This window comes from Acidobacteriota bacterium (assembly GCA_016196035.1).
GTDB lineage: Bacteria > Acidobacteriota > Blastocatellia > RBC074 > RBC074 > JACPYM01.
In genome coordinates this window covers 59,434-72,460 of record JACPYM010000069.1, presented here as the reverse complement: position 1 = coordinate 72,460, position 13,027 = coordinate 59,434, and the positions used below count along the sequence as shown (strand labels likewise).

8 protein-coding genes and 1 pseudogene are annotated in these 13,027 nt (G+C 57.5%); 4 read left to right on the top strand and 5 right to left on the bottom strand.

The window, feature by feature from the left end; all coding sequences use genetic code 11:
• Window positions 1-206: 206 nt before the first annotated feature.
• Window positions 207-1,448, bottom strand: coding sequence for a CoA transferase (locus tag HY011_21615; GenBank protein ID MBI3425530.1), 1,242 nt, complete (start codon window positions 1,446-1,448; stop codon window positions 207-209).
• Window positions 1,449-1,633: 185 nt separating this feature from the next.
• On the opposite strand from HY011_21615, the gene HY011_21610 reads away from it, so the two are divergent.
• The 3 genes from HY011_21610 (at window position 1,634) to HY011_21600 (ending at window position 7,933) form a co-directional block, all read left to right on the top strand.
• The gene (locus HY011_21610; protein ID MBI3425529.1) at window positions 1,634-4,774 is read left to right on the top strand and encodes a PSD1 domain-containing protein; all 3,141 of its coding nucleotides are present in this window, start codon (window positions 1,634-1,636) and stop codon (window positions 4,772-4,774) included.
• A gap of 7 nt (window positions 4,775-4,781) precedes the next feature.
• Entirely contained in the window at window positions 4,782-6,212 is a 1,431-nt protein-coding gene (locus HY011_21605) for a DUF1501 domain-containing protein (GenBank protein ID MBI3425528.1), read from the top strand.
• A gap of 317 nt (window positions 6,213-6,529) precedes the next feature.
• Window positions 6,530-7,933: a sulfatase gene (locus HY011_21600; protein ID MBI3425527.1), complete on the top strand. Its 1,404-nt coding sequence runs from the start codon at window positions 6,530-6,532 to the stop codon at window positions 7,931-7,933.
• Between the two features lie 132 nt (window positions 7,934-8,065).
• On the opposite strand, the gene HY011_21595 is transcribed toward HY011_21600, so the two are convergent.
• The 3 genes and pseudogenes from HY011_21595 to HY011_21585 form a co-directional block, all read right to left on the bottom strand.
• Window positions 8,066-9,085, bottom strand: coding sequence for an RNA 3'-terminal phosphate cyclase (locus HY011_21595; protein ID MBI3425526.1), 1,020 nt, complete (start codon window positions 9,083-9,085; stop codon window positions 8,066-8,068).
• Window positions 9,086-9,109: 24 nt separating this feature from the next.
• Window positions 9,110-9,550 (bottom strand): annotated as a pseudogene (locus HY011_21590) (HNH endonuclease).
• A gap of 15 nt (window positions 9,551-9,565) precedes the next feature.
• Window positions 9,566-9,961, bottom strand: a complete 396-nt coding sequence (locus tag HY011_21585; GenBank protein ID MBI3425525.1) for an STAS/SEC14 domain-containing protein — start codon at window positions 9,959-9,961, stop codon at window positions 9,566-9,568.
• Window positions 9,962-10,144: 183 nt separating this feature from the next.
• Between HY011_21585 and HY011_21580 the strand changes: the two genes are divergently transcribed.
• Window positions 10,145-11,302 (top strand): PQQ-dependent sugar dehydrogenase, encoded by a 1,158-nt coding sequence (locus HY011_21580; protein MBI3425524.1) that lies wholly within the window; start codon window positions 10,145-10,147, stop codon window positions 11,300-11,302.
• A gap of 219 nt (window positions 11,303-11,521) precedes the next feature.
• Here the strand turns inward: HY011_21580 and HY011_21575 are convergent, their stop codons facing one another.
• A complete protein-coding gene (locus HY011_21575; protein MBI3425523.1) occupies window positions 11,522-13,006 on the bottom strand; it encodes a Fic family protein in 1,485 nt (494 codons plus the stop codon).
• Window positions 13,007-13,027: the final 21 nt, after the last annotated feature.

Here is a 13,027-nt window from a genome sequence, read left to right as displayed (position 1 = left end):
CGGTCTCGAACAGAAAGACCGCCAGACTCACTGCATTCTCAGTTTCGGGGTCGGACAAGTTCGTGTTTGTGGGCATTTGAGGTCGTGAGGGGCACGTCCAATACGCGCGGCAGAGTAGCATAGCGTCAACAAACGCCGCAAGCCGGTTGCCCGCCAATGCTTCCATTAGAGATGCACGCTTGGCGCAGCCGGCGAAGTCAACATCGTCAAATGATCCCTTCGGCTTTCAACTGAGCGATCTGTTCGGCGGAGTAGCCCAGCATCTGCCCATAGACCAATTCGTTGTGTTCGCCCAGCGCAGGCGCGACTTGGTCAAAGCCTGCCGTGGCCGCCGAAAACTTGATCGGGAGGCCGGTGCCGTAAACCTCTTCCACCGCGCCGAATTTGGGATGCGCAAGCGGCACGGTTTCGCCACGCGCCAGCACACGCGGATCACGCACGGCGACGCTGGGGGTGCGGACTTCAGCGGCGGGCACGCCAGCGGCTTCCAAACACGGCAGCAGTTCGGCCAGCGGTTGCGTGCGCGTCCAGGCTTCGATCAGCGCGTCCAACTCGGCGACGTGCTTGACCCGGTTGTCGCGGGTGTTGAAGCGTTCGTCGGCAGCCAAATCCGGGCGCGCCATCGCCGTAAATAAGTTCAGCGTAAACGCGTCAGTGTGCGCGCAAATGGCGGCGTGGCCATCGCGGGCGGTGTAAATGCCGAAGGGCGCTAAACGTGGGACAGTTTGCCCGGTGCGCGATTCAACGCCGAGCCGCTCCAACAAATCGAATGGCTCCGCCGCGACTAGGGAGGTCAGCGCGCCCAGCATCGAAACGTCTACGTATTGCCCGACGCCGGTGCGCCTGCGCTGTTCGAGCGCGGCCAGGATGCCGATCACTCCGTAAAGCGGCGTGATCAGGTCGGCGAACGGCACGCCCATCCGCACGGGTGGCTCGCCTGCGTTCCCAGAGGTCTGCATCACGCCGCTGAGCGCCTGGATGATGGTGTCCAGCGCTTTGCCAGCGCCATCGCTGCCAAAGCCGCTGATTGAACAAAAGATGATGCGCGGGTTGATCGTGCGTGTGAATTCATAACCCACGCCGAGACGATCAATGACGCCGCTGCTGAAATTTTCGACGACGATGTCGGCGTGTTGCAGCAGATCGGCGTATAGCTCGCGCGCCTGGGGGTGTTTGAGGTTGAGCGTAATGCCTTGTTTGTTGCGCAACCGGTTCAACGCCGAGATCGAAATATCGTCGTCGCTTGTGCGCGCCAGTTTCGCGCCTGCCGCGCCGAGGTACGGCGCATTGGTACGGCAGGTATCGCCGCTGAGCGGGTTTTCGATTTTGATGACGCGCGCGCCCAGACCCCCCAGCAGCAAGGTGGCAAACGGGCCGGCCAGCGCGATAGTGAAGTCTAAAACCGTGAGGCCTGCCAACGGGCGTGGTGATGAAGCTGTTTCCTGCATATCAATCTGCTGTGCCTGACTGCGAAATATGGAGCACGAAATTGGACTGCCTGAAAAACGATGTTAAGCTGCGCGCGTTGTTCCCGCGCGGTTATTGACGGCTTATTCTTTTACTTTGTTCAACTCGGATTTGAAAGAGCTTCCGCACTGAACCGCAAGGTTTAGGCGGAGCAGGGTGGTTTGTTATGTCGAGCTATTCATTGCGCTTCATCAAAGGCGGGCTGTGCCTGGGACTGTTGTTGAGTTGGCCGTTTTGGTCTGTGGTGTCGGCCAAGCGCCAAACGCGCCAGGTTGATTTCCTGCGGGACATCCAACCGATTTTCGCGGCGGCCTGCGTGCAATGCCACGGCGCGCAAAAGGCTGCCGGGCAATTGCGGCTTGATTTGAAAAGCGCCGCGCTGAAAGGCGGCCTTGCTGGCGCGGACATCGTGCCCGGCAACAGCAAACAATCCCGCCTGCTCACACGCATATTGGGCGAGGGCGGCGAAGCGCGCATGCCACTGGGCGGCGGGCCGCTGACAACCGCCCAGATCGAAATCATCCGCCGTTGGATTGATGAAGGCGCAAACTGGCCTGAACAGACTTCAGACCTCAGACCTCAGACCTCAGACCGTGCGCAGCATTGGGCGTATGTGAAGCCCGCGCGCCGCGCTTTGCCAGAGGTGCAGAACCCGGCTTGGGCAAAGAATTCGATTGATGCGTTTGTGCTGGCGCGGCTGGAAAAGGAAGGCTGGCAACCCGCAGCCGAAGCTGACCGCGTGACGCTGTTGCGGCGTGTCTCGCTGGATTTGATTGGCTTGCCGCCGACACCGCAGGAAGTGGACGCCTTTCTCGCCGATCAGGCAGCGGATGCTTATGAAAAGGCCGTTGACCGGCTACTCGCCAGTCCGCATTACGGCGAACGCTGGGCGCGTCCGTGGCTGGATTTGGCGCGTTACGCCGATTCGCACGGCTACGAAAAAGACCGCCCGCGTGTGATGTGGAAGTATCGCGATTGGGTCGTCAACGCGCTAAACAAGGACATGCCCTTTGATCAATTCACCATTGAGCAACTCGCGGGGGACATGCTGCCCAATCCCACGCAAGAACAACTGATCGCGACCGGCTTTCACCGCAACACCATGCTCAATCAGGAAGGCGGCGTGGATGACGAAGAGGCGCGCTGGGAAACGTTGCTTGACCGCGTCAACACGACCGCGACGGTTTGGCTGGGTTCGACCGTGGGTTGCGCGCAATGCCACAACCACAAATACGATCCGTTCTCGCAGCAGGAGTATTACAAGCTGCTGGCCTTCTTCGATACGCACGAATACACCCTCCTCGAGATGCCCGGCAGCGAGGGCTGGGTGATCGAACCCGAACTGGAATTGCCCACGCCAGAACAGGCCGCACAGCGCGACAAGTTGCGCGCCGAATTGAAGACCGTTGAAGCGACACTCAAAACGCAAACGCCTGAATTGAACGCCGCGCAGGCGCAGTGGGAAGCCGAATTGCGCGCTGAGCCGCAACGTTGGCAAACACTCGATCCGCTGACTTTTTCGGCCAGTGGCGGGACGAAGCTGGCAAAGCAAGCCGACAAATCAATCCTGGCGGCGGGCGCGGTGCCGGTCAGTGACATTTACACGCTCACCGCGCAACTGCCCGCCAGCGCTTCCGGCCTGACTGCCTTGCGATTGGAAGCCCTGAGCGACGCCAGTTTGCCGCAAGGCGGGCCGGGGCGCGATCCCTATGGCAACTTCGTTCTGTCGGGCGTTGAGTTGGTCGTCAAGACTGACGGCCACCCGCAGCGCATCGCCATGAAAGAAGCCGCCGCCGATGATTTCGCGGGCCGCCCCGATGTGCGCCAGCTTTTCAGCAGCGAGAATCAACCGGGCAACGGCTGGGCGATTGACGCCACGCGCGACGCCACGCGGTTGAATCGCCAGATCGTTTTTACGTTTGAGCAACCGCTCAAACTGGCCGCGCCCGCCGTGGCTACAATTCAACTCAAACAAATCGGCAAAACCGTAGGCCAGGGGCTGGGCCGGGTGCGTCTTTCTGTCAGCGAAGCGGCTGAACCCTTGCGCATCGTCGCGCTGCCGCTGCGGTTCCAGGCCATGCTCGCCACGCCCGCCGCCCAACGCGACGCCGCGCAACAGGAAGCGTTGGCCGAACAGTTCCGCCAGTTGACGCCGCTGCTCAAAGCCGAGCGCCAGCGCGCCAATGTTTTGCGCGTGGCCCTTGGCAGTCTGGGCATCGTCACGGCGCAGATCATCCGCGAGAAACAAGGCTTTGAGCGACCTTCGACGCTGTTGCGTGTGCGCGGGAATTACATGAACAAGGGCGAGCGCGTTTACGCCGCCACGCCCGCCGCCTTACACGCCTGGCCTGAAGACGCGCCGCTTAACCGCTTGGGTTTGGCGCGCTGGCTGGTCAGCCGAGAAAATCCATTGACCGCGCGCGCCACCGTCAATCGCGCCTGGGAGCAGTTTTTCGGACGCGGCATTGTCGAGACGGTCGAAGATTTCGGCACGCAAGCCGCGCCGCCCACGCATCCCGAATTGCTGGACTGGCTGGCCGTCGAATTTATGGAAAGTGGCTGGAGTATGAAGAAGCTGCACCGCTTGATCGTGACTTCGGCAACCTATCGGCAATCGTCAAAGGTCACGCCCGCGTTGCTGGACAAAGATCCGTACAATCGTCTTTTCGCGCGTGGCCCGCGCTTCCGGCTGGATGCCGAAACGATCCGCGATTCAGCCTTACTGGCGAGCGGCGTCTTGTCGCGCAAACTCGGCGGCCCGCCGGTTTATCCGGTGCAGCCCGACGGCATCTGGATGAATCCGTATGATGGCAATAACATCAAATGGCAAACCAGCCAGGGTGACGACCGTTATCGCCGCAGCCTGTACACCTTCCTGCGCCGCACCGCGCCGTATCCGATGCTGACGACGTTTGACGCGACCAGTCGCGAGTATTGCATCGTGCGGCGCGTGCGCACCAACACACCTTTGCAAGCGCTCAGCCTGCTCAATGACGAAGCGTTTTTTGATTTGGCGCGCGCCTTGGCACGGCGCATGTTGACCGAAGTAAATGGCGATTTGCGCGCCCGCGTGAGTCACGGCTTTCGCCTTTGCGTGGCGCGTCCGCCCAGCCAGTCTGAGTTGGACAAGTTGGAACAGCTTTACCAGCGGCAACTCGCGTTCTATCGCGCGGATAAAACGGCGGCCCAGCGCGTAGCCAAAGGCGTCATAGACGAGGCGCGCGCAGGCGATCCGGCGGAGGTCGCAGCGTGGACGATGGTGGCGAATGTGCTGCTGAACCTGGATGAGATGTTGACCAAGGAGTAGAACGGCAATGAACGAACAACCAACTGGCTTACCACAAATCACGCGCCGCCACTTCTTCCAACAAACCGGCTTTGGCATCGGCGCCCTGGCCTTGTCTTCGCTGACGGGCCGCGCAGCGTTGGCGCAAACCGTACAAAGCCGCGTGCAGCATTTCGCACCGAAAGCAAAAAACGTCATCTTCCTGTTTATGGCGGGCGGGCCGTCGCAACTGGATTTGTTCGACCCCAAGCCGCTGCTCAACAAATATCACGACCAACCGATCCCGGCTGAATTGGTCAAAGGCGAACGCTTCGCCTTTATCAAAGGCACGCCGCTTTGTCTTGGCTCGCCCTTCAAGTTTGCAAAGCACGGCCAATCCGGCGCGGTTGTGTCGGAACTGTTGCCGCATTTGAGCAAACACGCCGATAAACTGGCGCTCATTCGCTCGATGCAAACGACGCAATTCAATCACGCGCCCGCCCAGATTTTCATGAACACCGGCCACCAGATCATCGGGCGGCCCAGCATGGGTTCGTGGCTGCTCTACGGCCTGGGCAGCGAGAACAAAGACCTGCCCGGTTTTGTCGTGTTGCTGTCCGGCGAAGCCGATCCCGATGGTGGCAAAGCGCTCTGGGGCAGCGGCTTTTTGCCGACGCAATACCAGGGCGTAGAGTTCCGCTCGAAAGGCGAACCGGTGCTTTTCGTCAACAACCCCGCAGGCGTGAATGCGCAGGCGCGTCGCGCTACACTCGACACGCTGGGCGAATTGAACCAACTGCGCCGCGCTGAAATCGGCGACCCCGAAATCAACACGCGCATCGAAGCTTACGAACTCGCCTTTCGCATGCAAACCAGCGTGCCCGAATTGACCGACATCTCCAAAGAGCCTGCCGCCATCCAGCAACTTTACGGCACCGAACCGGGCAGGAAATCCTTTGCCAATAACTGCCTGTTGGCGCGCCGGTTGGTCGAACGTGGTGTGCGTTTCGTGCAGCTTTACCATCGCGGCTGGGATACGCACGGCAACAGCATCGGTGGTGACATCGTCGTCAAGCTGCCGCGTCTGTGCGCCGAAGTGGATCAGCCGATCAGCGCGCTGCTGACCGACCTGCAACAACGCGGCTTGCTCGACGAAACGCTGGTCGTCTGGGGCGGGGAATTCGGGCGCACGCCGATGAATGAGAAACGCAATGGTTCGAATCTGTATGGCCGCGATCACCATCCGCGCGCCTTCACGATGTGGCTGGCGGGTGCGGGCGTCAAACCGGGTGTGACGATTGGGCAGACAGACGAGTTTGGCTATAACATCGTTGAAGACCCGGTCGAGGTGTTTGATCTGCACGCGACGGTGCTGCATCTGCTCGGGATTGATCACACACGGCTGACGTTCAAGTTTCAAGGCCGCGAATTCAGGCTGACGGATGTGCACGGCCAGGTTGTGGCGAAGTTGCTGGCTTGAGACGGCGCGCTTGTTCGGTTGGGCGAAGCGGGGATTGTCGCACGGCAAGCGTAAGCGTTCGGCGATTGAGTTTTGAGAAGGTCTGCCCAAAGCCCTGAAAGGGCGCAATTGAATAGCCCAGGGCAACGCCCTGGGTGACGACGGAGAACAAACCAAGCCCTGAAAGGGCGCAATTATCACTCGTAATTGCGTCCTTTCAGGGCTTGGTAACTGTTAGGCGCGAGCACCAGGGGCGATGCCCCTGGCTATTCGATTGCGTCCTTTCAGGGCTTGCCTTGTTCTTCGCCGGTTGCGCATTCAAAAGGATTTCACACTGCATGAAACGATCCATTACCTGCTTGTTATTGCTGTGCGTCTGCACAGGCTACTTGCCGAGCGCAGACGCACAACGCCGCCCCAACGTCCTATTCATCATCGCCGATGATTTGCGCAACGCGGCGACCAGCTTTGGCGATGTCAGCGCACACGCCCCCAACCTCGACCGTTTGGCCAAACGCGGCGTGCGTTTTGACAACGCCTATTGCCAATATCCGGTCTGCAATCCCAGCCGCGCTTCTTTCCTGACGGGCTTGCGGCCCGATACGACGGGCGTGCAGGACAACAACACGTTCTTTCGGCAAAAGCTGCCGCACGTGGTCACGCTGCCCGAACTGTTCAAACAGCAAGGCTATTTCACCGCCAGCCTGGGCAAAATCTTTCATCGCGGCGGCACGATGGAGGAGATCAACGAACACATGGCCGACCCGCAATCGTGGTCGCACGTGCGCTTCTTTCAAAGCCCGCCGCTTGGCTTCAAAGGCGAAGGCCGCAACCTGACCGGCGGCGCGCTGGCCTGGTGCCGCTGGCTGGCGGCGGAAGGCGGTGACGAAGACCAACCCGACGGCCAGGTTGCCGCCGAAGCGGTACGGCTCATCAACGAGAAACGCAAAGAACCCTTCTTCCTCGCCATCGGCTTCCACAAACCGCACGACCCTTTTATCGCGCCAAAGAAGTATTTCGACTTGTACCCGCCCGACAAAATCCAGTTGCCGCTCGACCCCGCCGACCGTTCGCCCGAAGTGCCGTTCGCGATTCCCAACGGCTATCCGCAATTCAAACAGTTCACCGATCAGGAGCGCCGCGAATTCAAACGCGCCTATCTGGCGGGCGTCTCGTTTATGGATGCGCAACTGGGCAAGGTCTTCGCCGCGCTCGATCAGCAAAAGCTCTGGGACAACACGATCATCGTGTTCATCGGCGACCACGGCTATCACCTGGGCGAACGCGGCTGGTGGAACAAGAACACGCTGTTTGAACTTTCGACGCGCGCGCCGTTGGTCGTGTATGCGCCGAAGCTGAAGACCGCCGGACAACGCAGCCGCGCTTTGGTCGAGTTCGTTGATCTATATCCAACCATTGTTGAGCTGGCTGGCTTGAAAGCACCAGAAAATTTGGAAGGCCTGAGTTTGAAACCGCTGCTGAACAAACCGGCGCTGGCGTGGAAGAAAGCCGCGTTCACCCAAGTGCTGCGCGGCAACGTGCAAGGCCGCACGGTGCGCACCGTGCGCTGGCGTTACACCGAATGGCAGGGCAGCGACGGCGGCGCGGAGCTTTACGATCAGCAAACCGATCCGGGCGAGTATCACAATCTGGCGAGCGAGGCGGCCTATGCCAAACAAGTGGCGGAGTTGAAGCAGGTGTTGAATGCTGGTTGGAAAACAGCGTTGCCAACTATGCAGTAACATCCAGAGGCCAACGGGCCGAAGAGAGGAGAGATTACGGAACAGACGGAAATAACCGAACAAACGGAAAGGAATCAGCTTGTCAGATGGGTTCCGTCTGTTCCGTTATTTCCGTCTGTTCCGTAATCTCGTTCAGCCCTTCACCGCAATCTTCCACGCGCGCTTGCTCAGTTCCTCAGTCGTAATCTCCACTGGCAAAAACTTGCGGATGATCGCAATGTTGGTTGTCGTGTGCCGCGAAGGCGCCACCGTCGTGAAGGCACCGCCACCGGCCAATGCCAGCGGAATCAGCAACTGATCGGCCAGGTATTCGCCCACCGCCGCATCAGACGCCAGATAGCGCCGCGCCTCTTGAATCGCCTTGATCGCCACGGCTTCCGCCGTCACACCACGTTCGCCAAAGCCGGTGAAGACTTCGGCAACATTGGCGCTTTCGATTTCAACCGAGACCAAATTGCCCGGCCCATTGGAATTTTTGACCTCTTCCAGCCGCAACCATTCCGCTGGCCAATTCAGCTTTTGTCCGATGACTTTCAACTCGCGCTCGCCCACTGAACGCGGCAGATTGGCGACCAGCGCCTGTGCGCGCCGCCCGACGATCTCGCCGCGTTCCAGCAATTCAAAGGGCGTGAGTTGGCTGGCAGGTGCGATGCGAATTTCAAGCTTGCCGCCGCCCGCCGGATAAAACCCGTACCGCGCGAGCGTCGCTTCTACGCGGGCACCCAACCGGTTGAGCAGCGGCAGAAAGGCCTTGACCAAAAAGTTAAACGGCGGCGCAAAGGGATTGTGCGTCCCGCCTTCGAGCGTCAAGCGGCTCTCAGCGCGCGCGCGCAACAACGACGGCAAGACGGTTTGCAACACCAGCGTCGTACTGCCCGCCGTGCCGACAGCAAAGGCGTATTCACCGGGCGTGATTTCGCCGGGCGTGAAGCTCAATTGCGTCGAACCGATGCCCGCGCCTTCGACCGCCGCCTGGCTGATTTGTTGCGCGGCATTGACCGCCGTCAGATGCTGCCGCAACAGCCCCGGATTTTTGCGCCCCGCGCGAATCTTCTCGATGCGGAAGGGCTGGCCGGTGACTAACGAGAGGGCCAGGGAGGTGCGCAGGATTTGGCCGCCGCCTTCGCCGAATGAACCATCAATTGTGATCATAAGAAACAATTCCCGGTGGAAACTTTATACGTCGTCAGGCTCTGTCGGTGGATGTTTTTGGGCTGCATAAAGTACCGCGCGCAAATTGACCAACTCCGCTCGATTTAGTTACAACGTCTCCGCCGTCGCTCTGCCTGTGGGTGAAAGGCCGATGATGAGTTGCGCGTTTTCATCCTAGCGAAAATGGTCACGCCACTGTTGAGTACGTGGGTTGAACAGGGGTGTAAGGCTATTTGTGACAGGATCATGGCCCATCACTTTTGTGTATTTGTGTCCATTACAACCTTGGCAGGAAAGCGCCAGATTCTCAGCCGTTGTCAGTCCGCCCAGCGCACGAGGCTTGATGTGTTCGACTGAGAACGGCTGTGGCGAGAAGCTTTGCTGGCTGCGGCAATACTCGCATTGGCCCCGCGCGCGTTGCTGTACCAACCGGCGCAACTCAGCCGGAATGTATCTATCAAGCATTAGCTTTGATCCTGGCTAAAGATAATCAGGGAAATGAATTCCTAACTCATCCATCGTGGCGGTGAGAGTGATTCCACGCAGCGCCGCTAAATCGGCCAACGCTTTCATCCGCGCTGCGTGTAAGGCTTCAAGTTTTTGCTGCAAAGCGAGAAGGTCGCGCTGCTCGTCAGGCGTCAATGCCTCTTCCACACGCTTATCGCCCAATTCAGCAAGCCGAGTCCGTTCTTCGACCGTTAAGGTTTGGTTGATCGTTTTGAAGAGGGGTGATTCTTTTGCCGGCAAGAGAGGCGCATTGCGACGGGCGCGCAAGGCAATGATTTCTTCGGTAAAACACTCTAGTTCGGCGAGGCTTAATTGCTCAGCCGCCTTTATCAATTGAGTGCTTGTCGTTGTGCCAAGGCTAGGTTCCATCGCGTCTTCCTCCTCTGCCGACGTATGCTCGCACGCGCCTGAGTTGTATAGCAAGGTCTATTGTTTCCCCCTCTTCAATGCGCTGAATCTGTTCACACTATTGAGCCTGCCGCCATTCGCTGCTAAGCTGCGCCCCATCCAAAACCGCATTCCAACACTTTCGCAACCGTAAGGAGAATCTCTGTGAACAAAGCGTGTCTGGCTCTGTCCATCTTTTCGTTCGTGACTGGCCTTTCCCTCGTCACCGGCTTGACCGCGCGCGTCGCCGCGCAAGCGCCCGCGCAACCGCCAGCTCCGGCGCAACCCGCCGATTTGAAAGTCCCGGCGGGCTTCAAAGTATCGGTCTTTGCTTCCGGTGTCGCGGGCGCGCGCCTGATGGCCGTCAGCCCCGATGGCGTCGTTTACGTCGCGCTGCAAGGCAAAGGCGAAGTCGCCGCCTTGCCCGACAAAGACAAGGACGGCAAGGCTGATAAAGTCGAAACGGTGCTAACCGGTCTGACGCGCCCGCACAGTCTGGCGTTCAACAAAGGCTATTTGTATATCGCCACTAATCCCGCCGTGCTGCGCGTCAAATTTGCCAACGGCAAGATTGAGGGGACGCCGGAAAAATTCATTGACCTGCCAGTCTCAACGACTGCGCATTGGACGCGCACGATTGGCTTCGACAAAAGCGGCAAGTTTTATGTCTCCATCGGTTCGTCATGCAACGTTTGCGAAGATGCGGATGAGCGGCGTCAGACGATCATGGTTTACAACGCGGACGGCAGCGGCGGAAAGCCGTTTGCCAAGGGCATGCGCAACTCCATCGGATTTGATTGGGATCCGAAAACCGGCGTCATCTGGGCCGACGACATGGGCCAGGACGGCTTGGGCGAAGAGTTCCCGCCCGATGAAATCAACCGCGTCGAAGCCGGCAAGCATTACGGCTTCCCCTATTTCGTCGGCAACAACGTCGCCAACGCTGGCTTGAAGGATGCGAAAGGCTCCATGAAAGCAACGGACGCCACGCCGCCCGCCTTTGAATTGCCCGCGCATTCGTCGCCGATTGATATGCGGTTTTACACCGGCAAAGCTTTTCCATCCGCTTATCGTGGCGCGCTCTTCCTGGCGATTCACGGTTCCAGCCCGACGGGCCGCAAAGAGAAGATCGGTTACAAAGTCGTGCGCGTTGTTTTCAAGGACGGCAAGCCGGTTGGCCTGGAAGATTTCGCGACCGGCTGGTTAAATGCCGGACAAGCCAACAACGGACGCCCGGCCGGATTGCTGACGGGCGCAGACGGTGCGCTCTACATTTCGGACGATAACAAAGGTTTTGTGTACAGGGTTAGTTACGGCAAGTGAAGCCTGGCTGGCAAAAACGACAAAAGGCCGGATTGACGCTGCTCAGTCCGGCCTTTCTGTTTTTTTTGGAGACGCGTCTTTCTGTCGCCGCAACGCCAATTGCTGCGACAGAAAGAACTGGCTGCTGCTGCTTACGCGGCGGCGAACTCGGTGTATTGGCGCACTTCAAGCGGATGGAAGGCGAGCACAATGTCTTTGCCTTGATAATGCTAGGATTACCTAAGCTTGCAACAGTCGTTTCCATTCTGCTAAAGCAATTGCTATAGAGGCCTCTAGCCACTCACCGAACCTTTTCTCAGTGCTCTCAATAGACTCTTCATAATTAAATTGGAAGAAATCGGGAGATGCAGGGCGTGTGTTAATTACATCAGTTCCGTAGCCGTCTTCCCGTTGGATGCGCTGACAAGTGAAAGAACTTGCGGCCATAATTCCGCTATCGCCATATCCATAACCGTGAAAACTAATTACATACTCAAACTGGTCGTCTGTATATATTGAAAGACGTATCCACGCTCGGTACTTATCTAAGTTAGCAAAGTAACCAAAGTGTTTGGCAACTTCAATTATCTGATGGTGAAAGTAGTGTTTGGTCTGAGAATCTTTGTTCGCGGCGATTACGGACGCTTTATAAAAAAGTTGATGATTCCGGATTTCGACTTGTCCTAATTGTTTATTAAGTCGTGTGGAAATTTCATGCAGCCTCTCATTAGTCACTGCATATAGCTTATCCGCTATTTCATAGACTTGGTTTAGCTTCTTCGTCTCTCCTGCTACTCGATTTTTAAGCACCTTAATTGCAGAAGCTATGATTTCTTCAGTGTATCGTGATTGCTGGACTTGTTGCTCAAGACCGATTGCCGCAAGAATTGACGCTTTCTGCCGTTTTGCGAAAAGCTGAACTAGAGCCTGTAGATCGCCTTTATCTGCCAATTCAAGCGCTGGTATATATTCTTTGTCGCGGTCTTGATCACGAATGATAAGTGGGAACAATCCTTCCTTTAAGAAAACCAGCGTAGCTAGGGCACGTGCAACTCTTCCATTGCCATCTTGGAAGGGGTGAATCTGGGTAAATCTGTGGTGGAGCCAGGCAGCTAAAACTTCAACCGAAGCGTTGGCTTCAGCTTCCTTATACCACGCTACAAGTCGCTCCATTTCTTCTTCTACAAATAATGTGGGGCAGTACTCATGTATCTCTCCGTCCGGGCGACGCGGGTTATTGGGTTGTTGTTTATATTCGCCCCGCAAAATAGGGACGAGTATTTTGTCTCCGGCTGGAGTACGCGCATCGGTAAATTCTTGGTGTGCTGTGAATCGTTCCTGCAATCCTCTTATGAAGTGCTCGGTCAAGGGTTGCTCACCTTTAACAAAGGAGAACAAGTGGTCAATTATTGTGAGTTGGTCATCAATAATGTCCTTCACATGTGTTGCTTGGTCACGCGACATTCCGCTCTGATGGGCAATAATTGTGCTGTCTATACCTTGTTCAATCAAAACCTCCGTCACGCCTCTATCCCAAGTGTAGAGTCGTTCAATAATTCCAGTCTCGATTGCCCATTCGCGTTGAAGCTTTTTCAAGAATTCTTGGTACTCGCCACCATGTTCTAACTCGGATTTTCGCTCCTTCCAAACCTTCGAGAGTGCTGAGAGTTCAACATTCGATAACTCTAGATCCGCCTGACTAAGATTGGATTTTCTTTCATACATAACGCTACCGCTTACCGGGCA